The sequence below is a fragment of the Amycolatopsis ponsaeliensis genome, from assembly GCF_030182635.1.
Taxonomy (GTDB): domain Bacteria; phylum Actinomycetota; class Actinomycetes; order Mycobacteriales; family Pseudonocardiaceae; genus Amycolatopsis; species Amycolatopsis ponsaeliensis.
Genome location: NZ_JAPZLD010000017.1, coordinates 63,869 through 86,733 on the forward strand (window position 1 = coordinate 63,869; position 22,865 = coordinate 86,733).

Consider the following 22,865-nt stretch of genomic DNA (forward strand, 5'->3'; position numbering starts at 1 on the left):
TTCTCGTGAACGAGTACCGCTCAGGACGGCTCCGCGGAACTGCTATTCCGTTCGACCCTAGCGCGCCGCGCACCCGGTGCTACGATCCGGAATAGCTATTCCGATACGGAGGTGCGCATGGGCCCGGACCGGCAACGCTCGCGCGTGCTCGCGGTCGTCGCGCTCGCCCAGCTCATGGTGGTGCTGGACGCGACCATCGTGAACATCGCGCTGCCCGCCGCCCAGGCCGACCTCGGCTTCGGCGACGCCGACCGGCAGTGGGTGGTGACGGCGTACTCGCTGGCCTTCGGGAGCCTGCTGCTCGTGGGCGGCCGCATCGACGACCGGGTCGGTGCGCGGACCGGCTTCGTCGTCGGTCTTGCTGGGTTCGCCGTCGCCTCGGCCCTCGGAGGCTGGGCGCCGGACTTCGCCGTGCTCGTCACCGCGCGGGCCGCGCAAGGGGTGTTCGGCGCCCTGCTGGCGCCCGCCGCGCTGTCGATCCTGTCCACGACGTTCCGCGGCACGAGCGGCCAAGGCCGCGCGTTCGGCGTGTACGGCGCCGTCGCGGGTGGCGGCGGCGCGGTCGGGCTGCTGCTCGGCGGGATCCTCACCGACGCGCTGTCCTGGCGGTGGTGCCTGTTCGTCAACGTCGTCATCGCGGCCGCCGTCATCGCCGGCGCCCTGGTCACCCTGCCGCCCGCGGAGGCGCGCGCCGGGCGGACGGATTGGTGGGGCACGGGCCTGGTCGTCACCGGGCTGTTCGCGCTCGTCCTCGGCTTCGGGCGCTCCGAAGTGCTCGGCTGGACCAGTCCGGCGACGCTGGTGTCCCTCGGCGCCGGCGTCGTCCTCCTCGTGGCCTTCGTCTTCGTCGAATCCCGCGCGAGCGCCCCGCTGCTGCCGCTGCCGATCCTGCGGTCGCGCACGCGGGGCACGTCCTACCTGGTCATGCTGCTCGCCGCCGTCGGGATGTTCTCGATGTACCTGTTCCTGGCCTACTACCTGCAGCGGACGCTCGGCTTCTCCCCCGTGCTCGCCGGCGTGGCGTTCCTGCCGATGGCCGTGTCGGTCGCCGTCGGCTCCGCGGCCTCCGGCGCGGTGCTCGTCCCCCGGTTCGGCATCCGGCTGCCGGTCACCGCGGGATCCGCCCTCGCCGCGGCCGGATTCCTTTACCTGACCGGGATCGGCGTCGAGGACGCGTATGCGACGTCCGTCCTCCCGGCTCTCCTGATGGCCGGGCTCGGCCTGGGCGCGATCTTCGGATCGGCGATGAGCTCGGCGGCCGACGGGGTGCCCGCGGCGCAGGCGGGGATCGCGTCGGCGACCGTGAACACCACCCAGCAGATCGGCGGCTCGATCGGGATCGCCGTGCTCACCGGCCTCTCCCTGGCCGCGTCCGGCACCGGCGGGGAGATCGCCGGGTACCACGCCGCGTTCTGGGGCGCGGCCGTCGCGCTGGCCGCGGCCGCGGTGGTCGCCGGCGTGCTCTACCCGCGGCCGGTCCGCACGCCGGCGGACGAAGTCCTTTACCAGGAGGAGAAATCATGACGAAGCCCCGGCGCGCAGGCGTCGTCAGCGCCATCCACCGGAAGGTGTTCGGCCTGCCGCCGGCGACGACGGCCTACACGGTAGAACGCGGAATCCGTGTTCCCACGGCCGATGGCGCACAGCTCCTCACCGACGTCTACGCCCCGGCCGGGGAAGCCCGCGGCACGGTCCTGATCCGGACTCCGTACGGGCGCGGCCTGCCGGAGAGCCTTTTCCACGGGCGCGCGTTCGCCGAGCGCGGCTACCAGGTGCTCGTGCAGAGCGTCCGGGGTACCGGCGGTTCCACCGGGACGTTCCGCCCGATGGCACAGGAGGCGTCCGACGGCCAGGACACCGTCGCCTGGCTGCGCACCCGGCCGTGGTTCACCGGCCGGCTCGCGACCATCGGCGGCTCCTACCTCGGCTGGACCCAATGGGCGCTGCTCCAGGACCCGCCGCCGGAGCTGCGGGCGTCCGTCGTGATGGTCGGGCCGCACGACTTCGCCCGGGCACTGCGCGGCACGGGATCCTTCGCCCTCGCCGACTTCCTCGTCTGGAGCGCCACCATCCGGGCCGGCCTGCCCGAGATGGTCGCCGCGCGCCGCCGCGTCAAGGCCGCGCTGCGGGAACCGACCGCCGAAGCGGCCGCGGCAAGCGCGCTGGGCACCGGCGCGCCGTGGTTCACCGGCTGGCTCGGTCACCCCGAGCTGGACGATCCTTTTTGGACGGAGTACGACGCGACCGCCGCCCTCACCACGACCCGGGTGCCCACACTGCTCATCGGCGGCTGGCACGACGTCTTCGTCGACCAGACCATCGAACAGTTCCAGGCGCTCGAAGACCGTGGCGTCAACGTCGCCATGACGATCGGGCCCTGGACCCACCTGGACACGACGTTCAAAGCGGCACGCGTCGCCGATCCCGAAGCACTGGCGTGGTTCGACCGGCACCTCGCGGGCAGCGCGTCCCGCCGGCCGGCGCCTGTCCGGATCCACCTGACCGGCGCCGGCACCTGGCGGACGCTGCCGTCCTGGCCACCGAAGACCGTCGGACACACCCTGGCCCTGCACGGCAGCGGGCAGCTCCGGGACGAACCAGCCGGCGATCCGGGCACGGTCGAGTTCACCTACGACCCGGCCGACCCGACCCCCGCCCTCGGCGGCCGCCACATGTCAGCCAAGGCGGGCCGCCAGGACAACGGCCCGCTCGAAAGCCGCGACGACGTCGTCACCTTCACCTCGGCACCACTCGACACCGATCTCGACGTCGTCGGCGCTCCCCACCTCGAACTCCGCCTCACGGTGGAATCCCCCGCGCCGCCCGAACTTTTCGTCCGGCTGTGCGACGTCGACGACCGCGGCCGGTCGTGGAACGTGACGGAGTCGTTCACCAGGCTCACCAAGACGTCCGGAGCCGTGAGCGTGCGCCTCGGACCGTGCGCCCACCGCTTCCTGGCCGGGCACCGGATCCGCCTGCAGATCTCGGGTGGCGCCTACCCGCGCTTCGCCCGCAACCCCGCACCGGCTCACTACACGCTCGTCTGCGCGGATTCGTCGCTGTCCCTGCCCGTCGAACAGGAGTCCGCATGAGGAAAGCCCGTCGGCCGGCCGGAGCCGCGCTGCTAGCCTTGGCCGCGCTCATCGTCGTCCCCGCACCGGCCGAAGCGGCCTGGCTGCCGAGGCCGGAACCCGCGACCTACGGACAGAGCCGGCCGGTGCCCGCGTCCGTCACGATGGACGACGGCGTCGTGCTGTCCACGCAAGTCGTCTACCCCACCGACCCGGTCACCGGTGCGCGCGCACCGGGCACCTTCCCCGTTCTGCTTTCCCAGACCCCGTACGGCATGCCGGGCCCCGATCCGCGGGCCGGCGGCGCCTATTTCGTCGAACGCGGGTACATCTACGTGACGGCCTCGGTCCGGGGCACCGGCACCTCGGGCGGGCAGCTGGACTGGTTCGGCAGGCGGCAGGGCAAGGACGGCGCCACGCTCGTCGGCTGGGCCGCGCACGACCTTCCGGGCTCCGACGGCGCGGTCGGCCTCGACGGCTGCTCGTACCTCGGCGTCGACCAGTGGTACACCGCGGCCGAGGCCGGCCCATACTCGGCGCTCAAGGCCATTGCCCCGTTCTGCACGGATTCCGAGATGTACGACGACCTCGCGACGGTGGGCGGCGTCCCGACGACGTTCATCCCGTCGATCTCCCACGCCTTCCCGCGCGGGCCGGAGGACGACCCGCGGACCGATCCGCTGTCGGTCACGGCCGGCGACCTGACGACCGGTGGCGCCCGGTCGTACGACAACGCCTACTGGCACGGGATCGACGTCCGGGAGTTCATGCCGCGGATCGTCGCGAACGGCGTTCCCGCGCTGAGCGAGGCGGGCTGGCAGGACCTCTTCCCCGGCGGCAACATCGGCGCGTACGTGGCCGCGCAGAACGCATATTTCGGCCGTCCGGTGACCGCACCCATCGCCGCAGGCGAGCGGGTGACCGGGCGGTACCAGGCCATCGTGGGCCCGTGGACGCACGGCGAGCACGTGAACGAAGACGTGCTCTCGAACGTCCGCAAGGAATGGTTCGACACGTGGTTGAAGGGCCGGAAGACCGGCATGGCCGACACCACGAAACCGTTGCACCTGTTCGAGAACGGCGGCGGCCGCTGGGTCGACACCGCCGCCTGGCCGCCGTCCACCGGCACCGGTACGTACTACTTCGGCGACGGCGGCGCGTTGACGACGACCCGGCCCACCGCCGCGGGAACTGACGAACTCTCCTCCGCGCTCACTTACACCACCGCACCCTTGTCCCGGGACGCCGTGCTGGCCGGCCCGATCGACGTCAGCCTGTACCTGAAGTCGACCGCACCGGACGCGTACGTGGCGGCGACCGTGAACCTCGTGTCGCCGTCCGGCGCCGTGACCAAGGTGTCGGACGGCGGGCTCTTGGCAAGCATGCGCGAGCTGGACGCCCGGCGGAGCTGGTACGGCGCCGGCCACGCGCTGATCCAGCCGAGCCACCCGTTCACGCATGCGAGTCAACGGCTTCTCACCGCGAACGAGACCGTGAAGATGGACATCGCGGTCCTGCCGAACTTCACCGTGCTCCCGGCCGGCTACCGGCTCCAGGTCGTGCTGACCGGCCAGGCACCGGCCGACTTCCACCTCCAACTGGCCCCGACGCCGCAGCAGAGCGCGAACCTCGCCTCGGGGCGGTCCGCCATCAGCCGGGCGCCGTGGGCGCCGTCATCGATCACGGTGCCGCTCGCCGCGCCGAACTCGTTCACCACCAGCCCGGTCACTTGGGGACCGACTTCCTGAGAACCCGCGAACCGCACCGGAAGGACCGCGATCACCTCCGAACCCGCCGGCGAGCGCACACTTCGCCTGTCCTGGCCGAAGCCGTCCGGCGACGGCCAGGACACAGCGACGTCCGCGCACCGCGGCGTCAGCCGGCCGCCGATGCTCCCGACAACGCGCCGATCTCCGGTGCGGGCAAGCGGTTCAGCTCGTGCTTGAGCGACTCCAGCTCGGAACCTCCGGCCATGTGGTGAGTGAGGTTGTCCAGCGTCAGGTCCGCCCGCGCGGCGTTCAGCTCGACCTCGCCCTGGCGCAGCACGACGAAGTGGTCACCGACCATGAACGCGTGGTGCGGGTTGTGCGTGATGAAGATGACGCCGAGCCCGGCGTCGCGCGCCGCCGCGACGTACTTCAGCACGACGCCGGACTGCTTGACGCCCAGCGCCGCCGTCGGCTCGTCGAGGATCAGCACCCGGGCGCCGAAGTGGATCGCGCGGGCGATCGCGACGCACTGGCGCTGCCCGCCGGACAGGCTGCCGATGGGTGCCTCCACGTCCGGCAGTGCGATGCCCATCTTGCCCAGCTCGTCGATCGTCGTCTCGCGCATCCGTTCCGAATCCAGGACGCGGAACGGCCAGGTCCCCTTAGTCAGCTCGGACCCGAGGAAGAAGTTGCGCCAGACCGGCATCAGCGGCACCACCGCCAGATCCTGGTAGACCGTGGCGATGCCCTTGTCCAGTGCCTCGCGCGGCGTCGCGAACCGCACCGGGACGCCGTCGACCCGGTACTCCCCCTCGTCGTAGCCGTGCAGCCCGGAAATGATCTTGATCAACGTGGACTTCCCGGCGCCGTTGTCGCCGAGCACGCACGTGACCTCCGCGTCGCGCACCGCGAGGGTGACGCCGCGCAGCGCCGAGATGTTGCCGTAGTTCTTGCCGATGCCGGCCAGTTCGACGACCGGAGTCCTGTCAGCCATGACCGCTCACCTCCTCGAGGTGCGCAGCCGCACCCACATGTTGAGTAGCGTCGCGACGAGCAGTGTCGCGCCGACGAAGAACTTCACCCAGTCCGGGTTCCAGCCCGCGTAGACGATCCCCTGAGTCGTCGCCCCGTAGATCAGCGCGCCGATCCCGGCGCCGATGGCCGAGCCGTAGCCGCCGGTCAGCAGGCAGCCGCCGATCACCGCCGCGGCGATGAACAGCAGTTCCTGCCCGATGCCCGTGCCCGACTGGACCGAGTCGAACGCGAACAGCTGGTGCATGCCACCGAACCAGGCCAGCAGCCCGACGCCCATGAACAGCCCGATCTTCGTCTGCTTGACCGGGACGCCGACCGCCCGCGACGAGTCGGCCTGGCCGCCGACGGCGAAGATCCAGTTGCCCGCCTTGGTCTTGAGCAGCAGCCAGGTCGCCACCGCCACGAACGCGATCCACCACAGGACCGTGACCTTGATGGTGACATTGCCGATCGGGATGTCGGCCGCGAAGATCGCCTTCGCCGAGTCGAACCCATCCATGTCGGCGATGGAGTCGGAGGCGACGTTGCCGGTGACGAGCTTCGTGACCGCGAGGTTGAGCCCCTGCAGCATCAGGAAGCTGGCCAGGGTGATCAGGAAGCTCGGCAGCTTCGTGCGCATCACGAGGTAGCCGTTGAGGAACCCGATGCCGAGCGACACGATCAGGGCGACGAGGACGCCGACCCAGACGTTGACCGAGAACTGGTAGGCGACGATCGAGCCGACCAGCGACGACGTCGTGACCGCCACGCCGGCCGAGAGGTCGAACTCGCCGCCGATCATCAGCAGCGCGACCGCGACGGCGACGATCCCGATCGTCGAGCTGGAATAGAGCACTGTGGACAGTGCGGCCGGCCCGCGGAACGGCGGGGCGACGGCGAAGAAGAGCACGAACACCGCGATGACGCCGAGCAACGAGCTCAGCTCGGGCCGGGAGACGATCCGGCGGACCAGCGAACGCGGCTGGGCCTGGACGCGGTGCGCCGACGCGGTCGGGGTGGGCGTGAGTGCCTGTGTCATCGGATCCTCCTGGGTACTCCGGCCGCGGCGGTCACCGGGTGCCCTGTTTCGCGAACTCGGCGACGGTGTCGATGTTGTCCTTGGTGATGAACGACGGCCCGGTGAGCACGGGCTTGCCGCCGCCACTGACGTTGCCGTTGGTCTTGTACAGCCACAGCGCGTCGACCGACAGGTAGCCTTCGAGGTAAGGCTGCTGGTCCACCGACCACTGCACCGAGCCGTTCTTGATGAGGTCGACCAGTGCCTTGTTCGTGTCGAACGTCGCGACCTTGGCGGAGCTGCCCGCGCCGGACACCGACTGCACCGCGAGCTGCGCGATCGGCGCGCCCAGGGTGGCGACGAAGTCGATGCTCTTGTCCTGCTGGAGCTTCGCCTGGATGGTGCTCTGCACCGCGGACGGGTCGGCCTGGTTGACGTAGAGCAGTTCGCTCTGCCCCTTGTAGGCCTGCTTCAGGCCGGCGCATCGAGCTTCGAGCGCGACCTGGCCCTGCTCCTGGATGACGCACAGGGCGTGCTTGGCGCCCACCTCGTTGAGCCGGTTCCCGAACGCCTGCCCGGCCAGGGACTCGTCCTGGCCGAAGAACGACATCGCGCCGAGCTTCTGCCAGTTGTCCAGGCCGGAGTTGAAGGCCACGACGGGGATTCCGGCGGCCTTCGCCTTCGCGACGACCCCGGCCATCGCGTCGGGGTGGGCCAGGTCGACCGCGATGCCGTCGACCTTCTGGTCGATCGCGTTCTGCATCAGCGTGGCCTGCTTGGGACCGTCGGGGTCGCTGGAGTAGACGAACTCGACGTTGTCCTTGGCGGCGGCGGATTGGGCGCCCTTCTGGACGATGTCCCAGAACGTGTCGCCCGGGGTCGCGTGGGTGATCATCGCGACCTTCATCCGCGGGGTGTCGGCGACCCCCGCGGCGGCGTTGCCCGCGGCCTGCTCCTGTTGCTTGCCACCGCTACTGCTGCAGCCGGTGACAACCAGGACCGCGGCTGCGAGTATCGCGAAGACAGCGCGTTTTCCTTGCATTCTGTACACCTCTTTGTGTGGGGAAGGGATTTCAGCTAGACGTGGGGAAATCGAAGGCGGCCTCGGCGTGGGGCCAGCGGGTGGTGACGACCTTGGCGCGCGTGTAGAAGCGGACGCCTTCCGGGCCGTGGACCGGACTGTCGCCGATCAGCGAGTCCTTCCAGCCGCCGAAGGAGTAGTACGACATCGGGACCGGGATCGGCACGTTGACGCCGATCATGCCGACCTTGACCTCGCGCTGGAACCTCCGCGCCGCCTCACCGCTCGCGGTGAAGATCGCGGTGCCGTTGCCATAGGGGTTGGCATTGATGACGGCGATCGCCTCGTCCACCGTGTCGGCGCGCAGGATCGTCAGCACCGGGCCGAAGATCTCGTCGCGGTAGGCGTCCATCTCCGGCGTCACGTGGTCCACAAGGGACGGTCCGACGAAGAACCCCTCCTCGTGCCCGCCGACTTTCAGGTCGCGGCCGTCGACCACCACCGTGGCGCCCTGCGCGGCGCTGCGGGTGACGGCGTCGGCCACGCGGTCGCGGGCGGCCGCGGTGATGACCGGTCCCATGTCGCTGGCCGGGTCGCTGCCCGGGCCGACCTTCACTTCGCGGGCCTTGGTTTCGAGGATCTCGACCAGCCGGTCACCGGCCGGCCCGACGGCGACGCCGACCGAGATCGCCATGCACCGCTGCCCGGCCGAGCCGAACGCGGCGGCCGTGAGGTGGTTCGCCGCGAACTCCAGATCGGCGTCCGGCAACACCACGGCGTGGTTCTTCGCGCCACCAAGGGCCTGCACGCGCTTCCCGGCCGCGGTTCCACGTTCGTGGACGTACTTCGCGATCGGGGTCGACCCGACGAACGACACCGCGGCGATGTCGGGGTGGTCGAGGATCGCGTCGACCGCGACCTTGTCGCCGTGCACCACGTTGAACACCCCGTCGGGCAGACCGGCCTCGGCGTACAGCTCGGCGACGAGCATCGACGCGGACGGGTCGCGTTCGCTCGGCTTGAGGACGAACGTGTTGCCCGTGGCGATCGCCACCGGGTGCATCCACGACGGGACCATGATCGGGAAGTTGAACGGCGTGATCCCCGCGACGACGCCCAGAGGCTGGCGGAAGCTGAGCACGTCGACGTCGCGGGAGACCTGATCCGAGAAACTGCCCTTGAGCGCGTCGGCGATGCCGCACGCATACTCGACCACTTCGCGGCCGCGCACGATCTCGCCGCGGGCGTCCTCGACGACCTTGCCGTGTTCGCCCGAGATGATCCGGGCAAGCTCGTCTTCGTGTTTCACGAGCAGCTCGCGGAAGGCGAACATCACCTTGGTGCGCTGGGACAGCGAGGAGTCACCCCACGACTCGAAGGCCTTGCTCGCGGCCGCGACCGCGGTGTCCACATCGGACGCTTCGGCGAGCAGGACCTGCGCTTGCTGCCGGCCGGTCGCCGGGTCGTGGACGGGTGCGGTGCGGGTCGAGGCCGCCGGGGTCGCGGCGCCGTTGATCCAGTGTTCGATGGTGTGCATGTGACCGGGTCCCTGGGGGTCGGTCCCCTCTGGCGAAAAGGGGCGCTGGCGGACGTGTTCGTCTGCCGCGGCCGATCTCGTCGTGCACCGAAACTCGCCGGCCAGGGGCGCGGTGGCGCCGTGGCCGGAGGTGAAGCACCAGCACCCGGGGGGTGCGTTGCCTGACAACCCCGCAACTTGGGAACGAGACACTGAACCTCCACCGCCGGTCCTGTCAAGCCCCCATCCGGCGAACCCCCAGGTCAAGAGCCTGTTTTCGGCCATTCGGGGTCGAAGTGTTGACACAGCTCGCCGCCCCAGCGCACCCTTGGAGCGTTCCAAAGCGCCGCCAGGTCCGCCCCCAGTCCTCGGCTGGACCGCTCGATCACATCGTCACCGTCGAAGCACCGCGATTCCCCGCAACGGAACTCCCGGTTCCCGACCACAAGATCGGAAATGCCATGCCAACCCTTTCACCTGCGGTTTTGGAGCGTTCCAAAATCGGCACGACGCCGCCTCCCAGGCCGGGAGGTCGCTCGTGAAGATGTTCGCCGCCGGTGAGTGGACCGCCGGAAGCGCCTCGGAGGAGGTCCGGAATCCCTTCTCGGACGAGGCCGTCGACACCGTCCCGGTCGCCACCGCCGAGGACGCCCTTCGGGCCCTCGACTCTGCCGTGGCCGGCGCCCGCATCCAGCGGGAAACGACGGCTTACGACCGGCAGGCGATCCTGCTCAAGGCCGCGGCCCTCGCCGACGAGCGCGTCGAACTGCTCGCCGAGACGATCAGCGCCGAGTCCGGGAAGACCCTCGCCGAAGCGACCGGTGAAGCGTCACGGGCCGGGGAAATCCTCCGCCTGTCGGCCTTCGAAGGCACCCAGCTCTACGGCGACTCGCTGCCGCTGGACGCGCACAAGGGAGCCGGGCGGGCGAAGCTGGGCTTCACGCTGCGGCAGCCGTGCGGAGTCGTCGTGGCGATCACACCGTTCAACTTCCCGCTCCTGCTGGTGCTGCACAAGATCGGCCCGGCGCTGGCGGCGGGCAACGCCGTCGTGCTGAAGCCGGCTCGCACCACTCCCCTGACCGCCTTGCTCCTGGCGGAAATCCTCCTGGACGCCGGGCTCGAGCCGCGGGCGCTCTCGGTCCTGCCGGGACCGGGCGGGGTGCTGGGTGACGTGCTGTGCGCGGACCCGCGGGTGCGCAAGATCAGCTTCACCGGCAGCACCGCGGTCGGCGAGCACATCACGCGGGTCGCCGGCGTGAAGAAGCTGTCCCTCGAGCTGGGCGCGAGCTGCCCGGTGGTCGTGCTCGCCGACGCCGACCTCGAGCTCGCCGCGAGCTCGGTCGCGATCGGCGGCTACGCCAACGCCGGCCAGGTCTGCATCTCCGTGCAGCGGGTCGTCGCCGACCGGGCCATCGCCGGGGACTTCCTCGACGCGCTCACCGAACGCGTCGCCGAGATCCGCGCGGGCGACCAGCTCGACGCCGCGACGACCATGGGCCCGCTGATCACCACCCGGGAGGCCGACCGCGTGCACGCCGCGATCCAGCAGGCCGCCGAGGACGGCGCCAAGATCCTCTACGGCGGAGACCGGGACGGAGCCGTCGTGCAGCCGGCGATCGTGACGGACGTCCACCCGGATTCGGCGTTCAGCCAGGAAGAGCTGTTCGGCCCCGCGATCGCGGTGACGACCGCCGATTCCGCCGGCGAAGCACTCGCGATCGCCAACAACACACGCTACGGCCTGGGCGCCGGGATCTTCACCCGGGACGTCTCGGCCGCCATCCGCTTCGCGCGCGACGCCGAGGCCGGCAACGTGCACGTCAACTGGACGCCGCTGTGGCGCGCGGACCTGATGCCCTACGGCGGCTTCAAAGGCAGCGGGATCGGCAAGGAAGGCCCCCGCGCCGCGGTCGCCGAGATGACCGAAGAGAAGACGGTCGTGCTGCACGGCTGATCACCTTCATCCCCGACTTCGACGAGGAAGAGAAACCATGGGCACCGTGCGTGTGACCGCCGCCCAAGCGGTCGTGCTGTACCTGGGCAAGCAGTACAGCGTCAGTGACGGCGAACGCCGCCGGCTGGTGCCGGGGATGCTGGGCATCTTCGGCCACGGCAACGTCGCCGGGATGGGCCAGGCGCTCGACGAGTACTCCGGCGAGCTGACCTACTACCAGGGCCGCAACGAACAGTCGATGGTCCACGTCGCGGTCGGCTACGCCAAGGCCAGCAAGCGGAAGGCGACGCTCGCGGTGACCGCGTCGATCGGGCCGGGCTCGACCAATATGGTCACCGGCGCCGCGCTGGCCACGATCAACCGGCTACCGGTGCTGCTCTTCCCCAGCGACACCTACGCGACCCGGCACCAGGGCGTCGTGCTGCAGCAGCTGGAGGACCCGGCCGCGGCCGACGTCACCGTGAACGACACGTTCCGCCCGGTGTCCCGGTTCTTCGACCGGATCACGCGGCCCGAGCAGCTGCTGACGGCGTTGCCGGCGGCCATGCGGGTGCTGACCAACCCGGCCGACACCGGCGCGGTCGTCGTCTCGCTGCCCCAGGACGTCCAGTCGATGGCCTACGACTTCCCCGAAGAGTTCTTCGCCGAGCGGGACTGGCCCATCCGGCGGCGCAGCCCGCACCAGGACGAAGTCGCGGAGGTCGCGAAGCTGCTCGCCGCGGCGAAACGGCCCCTGCTCGTCGCGGGTGGCGGTGTCCACTATTCCGAGGCCACCGCTGAACTCGAGGCGCTGGCCGGGGAGTTCGGCCTGCCGGTCGTGGAGACGTTCGGCGGCAAGGGCGCGGTTCAGGCGCGTGAGTGGTGGCAGCTCGGCGGGCTCGGCCTGGAGGGCAATCCCGCGTCGAACACCCTTGCGGCCGAAGCGGATCTTATCGTCCACATCGGAACCCGGCTGACCGACTTCGCCACCGGTTCTCAGTCCCTCTTCGCCGATCCCGGCGTCCAGTTCGCCTCGATCAACGTCACCGAGCACGACGCGGTCAAGCAGAACGCGACCGCGATCGTCGCGGACGCCAAGCTCGCCCTGCGAGCCCTGGCCGAGGCCGCCAGGGTCGCGGGCACCGCTCCGCGCGCCGAGTGGGCCGAGCGGGCCCGTTCCCTGGCCGCGGAGTGGGCACCCCGGCGCGCGGAGGCGCTGGCCGGAACCACGCACAGCCCGATGTCCCAAGGGCAGCTGATCGGCGTGCTCCAGGAGGAGTCCCGGGCCGGGGACACTGTCGTGGCCGCGGCCGGCGGACCGCCCGGCGACCTGCTGAAGGTGTGGGACGCGACGGACGACCGGCGCTGCCACCTGGAGTTCGGCTTCTCGTGCATGGGCTACGAGCTGCCCGCGAGCATCGGCGTCCGGCTCGCCCAGCCGGACGGTGAAGTGGTCACCTTCATCGGCGACGGCACGTTCCTCATGCAGCCCACCGAGCTGGCGACCGCGGTCCAGGAAGGCCTGAAGATCACCGTGGTGATCTCGGAGAACCACGGCTTCCAGGTGATCCGGCGCCTGCAGATGACCGCGAGCGGCAACGACTTCGGCAACGAGTTCCGCCGCCGCGACGGCGAGGCGCTGACCGGCGGCTACGTCGACCTGGACCTGGCGGCGATCGCCCGCGGGCTCGGCGCGGCCGCGTTCACCGCGGGCACCCCGGACGAAGTGCGGGTCGCGCTGCACAAGGCCCGAGAGCACGCGGGCCCGGCCGTGATCGTGGTGGAGACCGCGCCGCAGGAGAACCTGCCGGCGGGCGGGGTGTGGTGGGACGTGGCACCGGCCGAGGTGTCCCGCGACCCCGCGGTGCAGGAGAAACGGCGTCAGTACGAGTCCGCGAAGGCAGCTCAGAGGTGGTACGCGTGAACCGGCGTCAACTGGTGGACCTGATGGCGGCCGGGCGGCCGGCGCTGGGGACCTTCGTCAACCTGGGCTCGCCGCTGGCCGCCGAGGCCTGCGCGCTCGGCGGCGCCTCTTGGCTGCTGCTCGACCTCGAACACGGCACCGGCGAACACGCCCTGCTCCCCCAGATCCTCGCCGCCGAAGCCCACGGCGTCGCCGCGCTCGTGCGCGTCGAGACCGCCGACCGGATCCGCGCCGGCCGGGTGCTCGACCTCGGTGTCACCGGGGTGATGTTCCCGCGCATCGACACCGTCGAGCAGGCCGCCGAGGCGATCGCGCATCTGCGGTACCCGCCCGAAGGCGACCGCGGGGTGGCCACCTACAACCGGGCGTGCGGGTTCGGGCTCGACACCGGCGCGCTCGACCGGGCCAACGGCGAGGTCCTCGGCATCATCCAGATCGAGAGCCCGGAGGCGGTCGCCAACGCGGCGGAGATCGCCGCGGTCCCCGGGGTCGACGTCCTGTTCGTCGGGCCCCGCGACCTCAGCCACGCCATGGGCATCCCCGGCCAGGTCCGGCACCCCGACTTCGTGGCCGCGATGGAGCACGTGCTCGCCGCGGCCGGGAAGGCGGGCATCGCGGCCGGGACCCTGGCCGCCACGCCCGCGAGCGCGGCCGGGTACGTCGCCGACGGTTTCACCTTCGTCGGCGTAGGTTCGGATTCCAGCATCCTCGCCGGTGCGGTGGCCGACGCCATCCGCACCACCACCGACGCCGCCACGCGGCTGCAGAAGGAGGTTTCGTGAGTACCACCGAGTTGGGGGTCGGCCTGATCAGCGTCGGCTGGATGGGCAAGCTGCACTCGCGGTCCTACGACCGGGTGAACTACCACTATCCCGAGCTGGGCCTGCGCCCCCGCCTCATCATCGCCGCCGACGTCCTCGCCGAACAGCGGGACTTCGCGCGCGACGCGCTGGGCTACGAGCAGGTCACCGGCGACTGGCGCGAGGTCGTCGCGCACCCGGGCGTCCAGGCCGTCAGCATCACCGCGCCCAACTACCTGCACCGGGAGATCGCCTCGGCGGTCGCCGCCGCGGGCAAGCACTTCTGGATCGAGAAGCCGGTCGGCCGGACCACCGACGACGCCGTCGCGGTCGCCGACGCCGCCGAGGCAGCCGGGGTCCGCACGGCCGTCGGGTTCAACTACCGGCACGCCCCCTCGGTCGCGCACGCCCGTGACCTGATCACCACCGGGCAGCTGGGCCGGATCACGCACGTCCGCGGCCGGTTCCTCAACGACTACGCCGCCGAGCCGAACGGCGCGCTGTCGTGGCGCTTCCAACGCGACCGGGCCGGGCTGGGCGTGCTCGGCGACCTCATGACGCACGCGGTGGACCTGCTGCAGTACCTGCTCGGGCCGATCACCGACGTGAGCGCGCTGACGTCGATCATGATCCCGGAGCGCCCGCTGCCCGGTGCCGGGCCGAGCACGCACTTCGCCGTGATCGAAGGCGGGCCGACGGCGCCGGTGGAGAACGAGGACTACGCCGCCGGGCTGCTCCGGTTCGCCGGCGGGCCGGTCGGCACCGTCGAAGCCAGCCGGGTGACCGTCGGGCCGCGCTGCCAGATCGGGTTCGAGATCTACGGCACCGAGGGCTCGGTCGCCTGGGACTTCGAGCGGATGAACGAGCTGGCGGTCTGCCTCGGCCGCGGCGGTCCCGACCACGGCTACCGCACGGTCCTGGCCGGACCGGGCCACGGCGAGTACGCCCGGTTCCAGCCCGGGCCGGCGATCTCGATGAGCTACGACGACCTGAAAGTGGTCGAAGCCGCGCTGTTCCTGAAGTCGATCGAAACCGGCGAGCAGCTGGCGCCGAGCGTGGCCGAAGCGTTGACCGCGTCCCACGTCGTCGCCACGATGGCCCGCTCGGCCGAGAACGGCGGCTGGCTCCCGGTTCCGGCCGCGGTCCCCGCCGGGGCCGGGCGATGACCGAGCAGGAGGCCCGGCGGCCCACGATCCACGACGTCGCCCGGCACGCCGGGGTCTCGAAGTCGCTGGTGTCCCTGGTGATGCGGGGCGCCCCGCAGGTCAGCGACGCCCGGCGGGAAGCCGTGCTGCAGGCCGCACGGGAGCTGGGCTACCGGCCGAACACCGTGGCGCGCAGCCTGGTCGAAGGCCGCACCCGCACCGTCGGCGTCGTCGTGTCCGACCTGCGCAACCCGTGGTACGTCGACATCCTCGACGGCTTCCGTCGGGTCCTGAAGGCCAACGGCCTGCGCGTGCTCATCGGCGGCGGGCAGCTCGACGGCAAGGTCGACCCTGGGGTCGCCGAGGCGTTCATCGACCTGCGCGTCGAAGGCCTGTGCGTTGTCGGGACCCTGCCGTACGACGAAGCACTGGCCGAGGCGATGAAGACCGTGCCCGCCGTCGTCGCCAGCAGCCACAGCTACGAGCTCCCCTACGCCGACAGCGTGGTCAACGACGACGAAGCCGGCAGCCGCAAGGCGACCGAGCACCTGATCGAGCTGGGACACCGGCGGATCGCCCACCTCGGCGGCGGCCCGGACGGCGTCGCCGAAGCACGGCGGCGGGGCTACGAGGGCGCGATGCGCGCGCACGGGCTCGCCGAGCACATCCGGGTGGAGCTCTGCGACTACGACGAGCCGTCCGGGCACGCCGCGGCGGCCCGGCTGCTGGCTTCGGATGACCGGCCGACCGCGATCGTCGCGCTCAACGACCTCGCCGGTGTCGGCGCGCTGTCCGCGGCCGACGACGCCGGGCTGGCCGTGCCCGCCGACCTGTCCGTCGTCGGCTACGACAACACCGCGCTCGCCGCGCTCACCCACCTCTCACTGTCCTCTGTGGACCCGCGGAGCGTTGAGATCGGCGAGCTGGCGGCCACCCGGATCCTCGCGCGGCTCGACGGCGCCGCCGACGCGGCCAAGGAAAGCGGCAGCCGCGACCTGATCGCGCCCACCCTCGTCGTCCGCCGCTCCACCGCCAGGAAGGAAGAGCGACCATGACCGCGTCCGTCATCATGGCCATGGGACCGGTGGACGACCTGGTCGTCGAGCGGCTGTCGCCGTTCGGCAAGGTCGTCACGGCGGAGTCCGCGGCCGAGCAGCGCGCCCTGCTGCCGGACGCGATCGGGCTCATCGCCCGCGCGACCAGCGAGGTGGACCGGGCGCTGCTCGACGCCGCGCCGAACCTGCGGGTGATCGGCCGCACCGGCGTCGGCGTCGACCGCGTGGACCTCGAAGCGGCCAGCACCCGATCGGTGCCGGTCGTCGTCACCCCGACCGCGGGTACCCGCGCGGTCGCCGAAGGCACCCTGGCCTTCGCCCTGCACCTGCTCAAGAAGCTCGGCCGGCACACCACCCTGGTCCGCGACGGCCGGTGGGCGCACCGCACCCGGCTCACGGCCTACGACCTCGACGGCGCCACCGTCGGGCTCGCCGGCTTCGGCCGGATCGGACGGAGAGTGGCCGAACTGGCCCGCTGTTTCGGGGCCGAGGTGATCGTCTTCGACCCGCACCTCGACGCCGCCGAGGGCGTCACCGTGACCGACTTGCCGCGGCTCTTGGCCGCCGCGGACGTCATCAGCCTGCACGCGCCCCTGACCCCCGAGACCCGGCACCTCATCGGCGCCGCCGAGCTGGCGCTGGTCAAGCCGGGCGCCGTCCTGGTCAACTGCGCCCGGGGTGGCCTGCTCGACCTCGACGCGGCGCACGCCGCCCTGCTCGACGGCCGTCTCGCCGGAGTCGGCCTCGACGTCTACGACCCGGAGCCGCCTGCCGACCACCCGTTGTTCCACCACCCGGATGTCGTGCTGACCCCGCACATCATGGGGATCTCAGCGCGGGCGTGGCAGCGCACGTGTGTCGACATGGCGACCGGGATGGCCGCGGTCCTCGGCGGCGGCCGCGCCGAGAACGTCGCCAACCCCGAGGTGTACGCGGGAGCACCGTCATGACGCTGCGCGTGGGCGTGATCGGCACCGGCGCGATGGGCTCGGCCCACGTGGCGACCCTGCGGACCGGGATCGACGGCGCGACGGTGGTGGCGGTGTCCGACACCGACCTCGGTCGCGCGAAGGAGGTCGCGGACGACCAAGCCCGCGTGACCGATCCGGATGCACTCATCTCGGCGTCCGATGTGGACGCCGTCCTGATCGCCGCTCCCGACGAGGCCCACGAACCCCTCGTGCTGGCCTGCCTCGACGCCGGAAAGCCGGTGCTGTGCGAGAAACCCCTCGCCGCGACGGTCTACGGCTGCCGTCGCATCGTCGAGCGTGAGGTCGCGCTGGGGCGTCGGCTGGTACAGGTCGGCTACATGCGCCGCTTCGACCCGGCCTACGCCGAGCTGAAACAGACGCTCGTGGACGGCGGTGCCGGGGCGCCGCTCATGCTGCACTGCGCGCACCGCAACGCCGTCGCCATGCCGTGGTTCACCCCGGAGATGCCGATCCTCAACTCGGCCGTCCACGAGTTCGACGTCATCCGCTGGCTCCTGGCCGACGACATCACCCGGGTGTCGGTCTTCACCCCGCGCAGCAGCAGCCTGGCCGCGGCCGGGCTGCGCGACCCGCGGCTGCTGGTCGTGGAGACCGCCGGCGGGGTGCTCGCCGACATCGAGATCTTCGTCAACGCGCAGTACGGCTACGACGTCCGCTGCGAGCTGGTCGGGGAAACGAGCACCGCCCGGCTGGCCGCCACCCCACCGGTCGCGGACTTCCGGGACCGGTTCGCCGACGCCTACCGCCGCCAGGTGCAGGCGTGGGTCACCGCGGTCACCACCGGCGGTGTCTGCGGCGCCAGCGCCTGGGACGGCTACGCCGCCGGTGTCACCGCGCAGGCCTGCCTGGAGGCCGCCGAGCAACGGCGCTCCGTCGCCGTGACCCTGCCGCCGCGGCCCGCACTCTACGAGTCCCCCACGGAGGAACCATGCGTCACCACCCCCTCGGGAGCACCGATCTGAAGGTGTCCGCGGTGTCGTTCGGCACCGCACCGCTGGGCGACATGTTCGGCGCCATCGGCGAAACCGAAGCCACGGCAGTGGTGCACCGAGCGCTCGACGCCGGGATCACGTTCTTCGACTCCTCGCCCTACTACGGAAACGGGCTGGCCGAACGCCGGCTCGGCACCGCCCTGCGCGGACATCGCGACAACGTCGTGATCGGCACCAAAGCCGGCCGCTACGGCGGTGACGAATTCGACTTCACGCCGAAGCGGCTGCGCGAGAGCGTCCACCACAGCCTGGAGCTGCTGCAGACCGACCACGTCGACATCCTGCAGCTGCACGACATCGAGTTCACCGACCTCGACGATGTCTTCGGCGACACCTACGCCGAACTGGCCCGGCTGCGCGACGAAGGCAAGTGCCGGTACATCGGGATGACCGGCTACCCGATGGAGACGCTGCGGCGCGCGGTCGCCGAGACCGACCTGGACGTCGTCCTCTCCTACGCGCACTACACGCTGCTCAACACCCGGCTCGCCGACGAACTGGCGCCGCTGTGTCAGGAACGGAGTGTCGGGTTGATCAACGCTGCCGCCGTCGCGCTCGGCCTGCTCACCCCGGCGGGTTCGCGGATCAAAGTTCCGGCGGGGCAACAGATCATCGATGCGGCCCGGCGCGCCGCCGAGGTGTGTGCCGAGCGCGGCGCCGACATCGCGTTCCTGGCCAACCAGTTCTCCATCCAGCGCTCGGGCGCCGCGACGACGGTCGTCGGCACCACCAAGGCCAAGCACCTGGACGCGGCGGTCGCCGCCGAGGCCGCGCCGATCGACGAAGACCTGCTGACCGCCGTCCTCGCGGTGACCGCCGACGTGCGGGCGCTGTCCTGGAGCAGCGGCCGTCCCGAAAACAACGGAGGTGACACATGTTCCGCGTAGCGCTGTTCGGCTGCGGCCGGATCGGCCAGGTCCACGCGCGGTCGATCGCCGGCCACGACGACGCCGAGCTCGCCTGGGTGTGCGACCCCGTGCTGCCCGCCGCCCAGAGCCTCGCCGCCCGGCACGGGGGCCGCGCGACCGACAGTGTCACCCGGGTGCTGTCCGACCCGGGGCTGGACGCGGTCGTCATCGCCTCCCCCACGCCGACGCACATCGATCTGCTCACTCAAGCCACTCTCGCCGGCAAACCGGTGCTGTGCGAGAAGCCGATCGACCTCGACCTGGCGCGGATCGACGCGTGCTGGGCGGAGATCGCCGGGCTGCGGCCATTCGTCATGATGGGCTTCAACCGGCGCTTCGACCCGACGTTCACGAACATCCACCGCCGGGTCGCCGACGGCGAGATCGGCACACTGCGGGCGTTGCGGCTCACCAGCCGCGACCCCGAGCCGCCGCCGCGGGCCTACGTGGCCGCGTCCGGCGGGCTCTTCCGGGACATGACGATCCACGACTTCGACGTCGCCCGATACTTCCTCGGCGAGATCGCGGAGGTGCAGGCGTTCACGTCCGGCGACGGCCACGAGATGCTCACCGCGGAAGGGGACGCGCACCAGGCGATGGTGCTGCTGCGTGCCCGGAGCGGCGCGCTGTGCACCATCACCAACAGCCGCAGCTGCGCGTTCGGCCATGACCAGCGTCTGGAAGCCTTCGGTGACAATGGAATGCTCGAAGCGGGCAACCAGACGTCGTCGTCCGTGCGGGCCTACGGGCCGGGCGGGACCGAGACGGCCGACCCGTACCTGAAGTTCTTCGTCGAGCGGTATCGCGACGCCTACCGCGCGGAGTTCGACGAGTTCGTGCGGGCGGTGCGCGAGCAGCGGCCGCCCTCCCCCGGCTTCGCCGACGGCCGAGCCGCCCTCGCCCTGGCCGACGCGGCGGCCGAAAGCGCGGCCACCGGCCGGGCCGTCGCCGTATCCCCCGCCCTCACCGACGGAGTGCTGACATGATCATGGACCGGGTTGCCGGAGCGCCGATCTCCTGGGGCGTCTGCGAAGTGCCGGGCTGGGGCCACCAGCTCACCCCCGACCGGGTGCTTTCGGAAATGAAGGACATCGGGCTGGTCGCCACCGAGTTCGGGCCGGACGGGTTCCTGCCCCGCGACCCGGCGGCGAAGGCGGCCAAGCTGCGCGAGCTCGGCCTCTCCGCGGTCGGCGGGTTCGTCCCCGTCGTCCTGCACGACGCCGGGCGTGACCCGCTGCCGGAGATCGACCGCGAACTCGACGGCTTCGTCGCGGCCGGCGCGGGTACGATCGTGCTCGCCGCGGCCAGCGGCCTCGACGGCTACGACGAGCGGCCCGAACTCGACGAACGAGCGTGGCGCACGCTCTTCGGCAACCTCGACCGCATCGCCGACCGGGCGCGCGAGCGCGGTGTCGCCGCCGCGCTGCACCCGCACGTCGGCACGATGGTCGAAAACCGCGCCGAGGTCGAGCGGGTCCTCGCCGGGTCGACGGTGCCGCTGTGCCTCGACACCGGCCACCTGCTCATCGGCGGAACGGACCCGGTCGAGCTGGCCAAGTCCGTCCCCGATCGCATTTCCCACACGCACCTCAAGGACGTCGACGTCACGGTCGCGGAGAAGGTGCGGGCGGGTGAGCTGACCTATGCCGACGCGGTGCGCGGCGGGCTGTACCGGCCGCTTGGGGCCGGGGACGTCGACATCGCGGCGATCATCGGCGTGCTGGAGTCCCACGGCTACCGCGGCTGGTACACGATGGAGCAGGACACCATCCTCGCCGGCGAGCCCGAAGGCGAGGGCCCAGGCGCCGACGTCCGCGCGTCCGTGGCCTACCTGCGGAGCCTGCCGTGGTGACGCCGGAGCTGCTGGCCACCTGCTGGACGTCGGCCGGGAACGTGATGCCGTCGCGCACCGGCGACCACAGCCCGATCGGGATCGAGCGGCGGATCGCGGCCGTCGCGGCCGCGGGCTACCGGGGGTTCGGGATCAACCACGCCGATCTCGTCGCCGCCCGCGACGACATCGGGCTGGCCCGGCTCGCGGAGCTGTTCGCCGCGCACGGGATCGTCCACATCGAACTGGAGGTCATCGACCACTGGTGGACCGCGGAAGCGTCCCAGGCGCGCGCGGACCTACTCGACGCCGCGGCCGCGCTGGGTGCTCGCCACATCAAGGTGGGCGCGGGCATGCTGGGTGACCAGTACGATCCGGCGGTGCTGCGCTCGTCGTTCGCGGAGCTGGCGTCCGAGGCTGCGGCCGCCGGGACGCGGATCGCGCTCGAAGCCTGCGCGTTCTCGAGCATGCCGACGCTCGAACCGGCGGCGCGGCTCGTCGCCGATGTAGCCCTCCCCGCCGCCGGGCTGCTGCTGGACATCTGGCACATCTACCGCAGCGGCATGGACTACCCCACGATGGCGGCACTCGTGCCGCACGGGCACCTCTTCGCCGTCGAACTCGACGACGGTGCCGCGGACCAGATCGGGTCGGGTTTCGAGGACACCTTCGACAACCGCGTCCTTTGTGGACAGGGCGACTTCGACGTCCCCGCGTTCATCGACGCCGTCACCGGGCTCGGCTACGACGGGCCATGGGGCGTGGAGATGATGTCGCACCGCCACCGGGCGCTGGACCCGGAAACGGCCGTCGCCGAAGCCTTCGACGCGGCCGCGAAGCTGCTGACCGCCGGGAGGAAAGCGTGACACCGCTGCGCATCGGGATCCTCGGCGCGGCCCGCATCGCCGGCAAGTCCATCGCCGAGCCGGCGGTCGCGACCGGGCACCGCCTGGTCGCCATCGCCGCCCGCAACCGCTGGCGGGCGGAACGGTTCGCAGCCGAGCACGGTGTGGAGCGGGTCCTCGGCTCGTACGCCGAGGTCGTCGAAGACCTTGAGGTCGAGGTGGTCTACAACCCGCTGCCCAACGCCTGGCACGGCCCGTGGAACCTCGCGGCGATCCAAGCCGGGAAGCACGTGCTGTCGGAGAAACCCTTTGCCAGCAACGCCGTCGAGGCCGCTGTCGTACGTGACGCGGCGGTGGCCGCTGGTGTGCGGGTGATGGAGGGGTTCCACTACCTCTACCACCCGGTCACCCGGCGGCTGCACGAGCTGCTGGAGAAGGGTGAACTGGGCGAGCTGCGCGCGGTCGAGGCCGACATGTTCATGCCGGCCCCGGACGACGCCGACCCGCGCTGGTCGCTCGACCTCGCCGGCGGCGCGACGATGGACCTCGGCTGCTACAGCCTGCACGCGCACCGCGCCCTCGCGGAGTGGACCGGCGGCCCGCCCCGGCTGGTCGCGGCCCGCGCGGGCGAGCGCGCCGGCCACCCCGGCGTCGACGAATGGCTCGACGCCGACCTCGAGTTCCCCAATGGCGTCATCGGCCGGGCCCGCTGTCACATGGCCGCGCCGTCGTGGCGGTTCAGCTACCGCCTGATCGGCAGCCGCGGCGAGGCCGTCGCGGAGAACTTCGTCCAGCCCCACCTCGACGACCGCGTCACGATCACCGACGCGAGCGGCACCCGCGTCGAGGAGCTCGGCCGCCGCTCGTCGTACACCTACCAGCTGGAGGCGTTCGCCGCCCACCTGCGCGAAGGAGCCCCGCTGGAGAACGACCTCGACGACGCCGTCGCCACGATGCGGCTGATCGACGACTGCTACCGGGCCGCCGGCTTCACGCCTCGCCCCGCGCGCGTCCGAACGGAGTCGCCCGGTCGTCCGTCGTAAGATCTAGCCGACGTACTCGGCCGGGCTGGTGGTGGAGGTGGGGCTCTC

At 71.5% G+C, this 22,865-nt stretch carries 19 protein-coding genes; 15 read left to right on the plus strand and 4 right to left on the minus strand.

All coding sequences use genetic code 11. The annotated features are described in order from the left end of the window. Positions 1-117 precede the first annotated feature (117 nt). Genes QQ657_RS25045 through QQ657_RS25055 form a run of 3 tightly spaced genes read left to right on the plus strand, consistent with a single transcriptional unit; the run spans position 118 to position 4,819 of the window. A complete protein-coding gene (locus QQ657_RS25045; protein ID WP_284744674.1) occupies positions 118-1,524 on the plus strand; it encodes an MFS transporter in 1,407 nt (468 codons plus the stop codon). Further along, positions 1,521-3,092, plus strand: a complete 1,572-nt coding sequence (locus QQ657_RS25050) for a CocE/NonD family hydrolase (RefSeq protein WP_284744675.1) — start codon at positions 1,521-1,523, stop codon at positions 3,090-3,092. The genes QQ657_RS25045 and QQ657_RS25050 overlap by 4 nt, the downstream gene beginning before the upstream one ends. Beyond that, complete coding sequence (locus tag QQ657_RS25055) at positions 3,089-4,819, plus strand: CocE/NonD family hydrolase (protein ID WP_284744676.1); 1,731 nt, start codon at positions 3,089-3,091, stop codon at positions 4,817-4,819. Before QQ657_RS25050 ends, QQ657_RS25055 begins: the two co-directional genes overlap by 4 nt. Before the next feature lie 127 nt (positions 4,820-4,946). On the opposite strand, the gene QQ657_RS25060 is transcribed toward QQ657_RS25055, so the two are convergent. The 4 genes from QQ657_RS25060 to QQ657_RS25075 are packed head-to-tail and all read right to left on the minus strand — an operon-like array spanning position 4,947 to position 9,370. Continuing rightward, complete coding sequence (locus QQ657_RS25060; protein WP_284744677.1) at positions 4,947-5,774, minus strand: ATP-binding cassette domain-containing protein; 828 nt, start codon at positions 5,772-5,774, stop codon at positions 4,947-4,949. Positions 5,775-5,780: 6 nt separating this feature from the next. Then, on the minus strand, positions 5,781-6,833 hold the full coding sequence (locus tag QQ657_RS25065) for an ABC transporter permease (RefSeq protein ID WP_284744678.1): 1,053 nt from the start codon (positions 6,831-6,833) through the stop codon (positions 5,781-5,783). Between the two features lie 31 nt (positions 6,834-6,864). Continuing rightward, on the minus strand, positions 6,865-7,854 hold the full coding sequence (locus QQ657_RS25070; RefSeq protein WP_284744679.1) for a substrate-binding domain-containing protein: 990 nt from the start codon (positions 7,852-7,854) through the stop codon (positions 6,865-6,867). Positions 7,855-7,885: 31 nt separating this feature from the next. After that, positions 7,886-9,370, minus strand: coding sequence for a CoA-acylating methylmalonate-semialdehyde dehydrogenase (locus tag QQ657_RS25075; RefSeq protein WP_284744680.1), 1,485 nt, complete (start codon positions 9,368-9,370; stop codon positions 7,886-7,888). A gap of 523 nt (positions 9,371-9,893) precedes the next feature. Between QQ657_RS25075 and QQ657_RS25080 the strand changes: the two genes are divergently transcribed. From QQ657_RS25080 to QQ657_RS25135, 12 genes are read left to right on the plus strand one after another with little or no spacing between them, the layout of a single operon-like run. Further along, on the plus strand, positions 9,894-11,303 hold the full coding sequence (locus tag QQ657_RS25080) for an aldehyde dehydrogenase family protein (RefSeq protein ID WP_284744800.1): 1,410 nt from the start codon (positions 9,894-9,896) through the stop codon (positions 11,301-11,303). Between the two features lie 37 nt (positions 11,304-11,340). Beyond that, positions 11,341-13,206: a 3D-(3,5/4)-trihydroxycyclohexane-1,2-dione acylhydrolase (decyclizing) gene (gene iolD / locus QQ657_RS25085; RefSeq protein WP_284744681.1), complete on the plus strand. Its 1,866-nt coding sequence runs from the start codon at positions 11,341-11,343 to the stop codon at positions 13,204-13,206. Further along, positions 13,203-13,988, plus strand: coding sequence for an HpcH/HpaI aldolase family protein (locus tag QQ657_RS25090; RefSeq protein ID WP_284744682.1), 786 nt, complete (start codon positions 13,203-13,205; stop codon positions 13,986-13,988). The genes iolD and QQ657_RS25090 overlap by 4 nt, the downstream gene beginning before the upstream one ends. Next, on the plus strand, positions 13,985-15,172 hold the full coding sequence (locus QQ657_RS25095) for a Gfo/Idh/MocA family protein (RefSeq protein ID WP_284744683.1): 1,188 nt from the start codon (positions 13,985-13,987) through the stop codon (positions 15,170-15,172). Before QQ657_RS25090 ends, QQ657_RS25095 begins: the two co-directional genes overlap by 4 nt. Continuing rightward, on the plus strand, positions 15,169-16,206 hold the full coding sequence (locus QQ657_RS25100) for a LacI family DNA-binding transcriptional regulator (protein ID WP_284744684.1): 1,038 nt from the start codon (positions 15,169-15,171) through the stop codon (positions 16,204-16,206). The genes QQ657_RS25095 and QQ657_RS25100 overlap by 4 nt, the downstream gene beginning before the upstream one ends. After that, entirely contained in the window at positions 16,203-17,156 is a 954-nt protein-coding gene (locus QQ657_RS25105; protein ID WP_284744685.1) for a hydroxyacid dehydrogenase, read from the plus strand. Before QQ657_RS25100 ends, QQ657_RS25105 begins: the two co-directional genes overlap by 4 nt. After that, a complete protein-coding gene (locus QQ657_RS25110) occupies positions 17,153-18,160 on the plus strand; it encodes a Gfo/Idh/MocA family protein (RefSeq protein ID WP_284744686.1) in 1,008 nt (335 codons plus the stop codon). Before QQ657_RS25105 ends, QQ657_RS25110 begins: the two co-directional genes overlap by 4 nt. Continuing rightward, positions 18,127-19,077, plus strand: a complete 951-nt coding sequence (locus QQ657_RS25115) for an aldo/keto reductase (protein WP_284744687.1) — start codon at positions 18,127-18,129, stop codon at positions 19,075-19,077. The genes QQ657_RS25110 and QQ657_RS25115 overlap by 34 nt, the downstream gene beginning before the upstream one ends. Next, positions 19,065-20,084: an inositol 2-dehydrogenase gene (gene iolG / locus QQ657_RS25120; RefSeq protein ID WP_284744688.1), complete on the plus strand. Its 1,020-nt coding sequence runs from the start codon at positions 19,065-19,067 to the stop codon at positions 20,082-20,084. The genes QQ657_RS25115 and iolG overlap by 13 nt, the downstream gene beginning before the upstream one ends. Next, positions 20,081-20,950, plus strand: coding sequence for a sugar phosphate isomerase/epimerase family protein (locus QQ657_RS25125; RefSeq protein WP_284744689.1), 870 nt, complete (start codon positions 20,081-20,083; stop codon positions 20,948-20,950). Before iolG ends, QQ657_RS25125 begins: the two co-directional genes overlap by 4 nt. After that, entirely contained in the window at positions 20,944-21,795 is an 852-nt protein-coding gene (locus tag QQ657_RS25130; protein ID WP_284744690.1) for a sugar phosphate isomerase/epimerase family protein, read from the plus strand. The genes QQ657_RS25125 and QQ657_RS25130 overlap by 7 nt, the downstream gene beginning before the upstream one ends. Continuing rightward, positions 21,792-22,817 carry a Gfo/Idh/MocA family protein gene (locus QQ657_RS25135; protein ID WP_284744691.1) on the plus strand — a complete coding sequence of 342 codons (1,026 nt, stop codon included), beginning with the start codon at positions 21,792-21,794 and terminating at the stop codon, positions 22,815-22,817. Before QQ657_RS25130 ends, QQ657_RS25135 begins: the two co-directional genes overlap by 4 nt. Positions 22,818-22,865 lie beyond the last annotated feature (48 nt).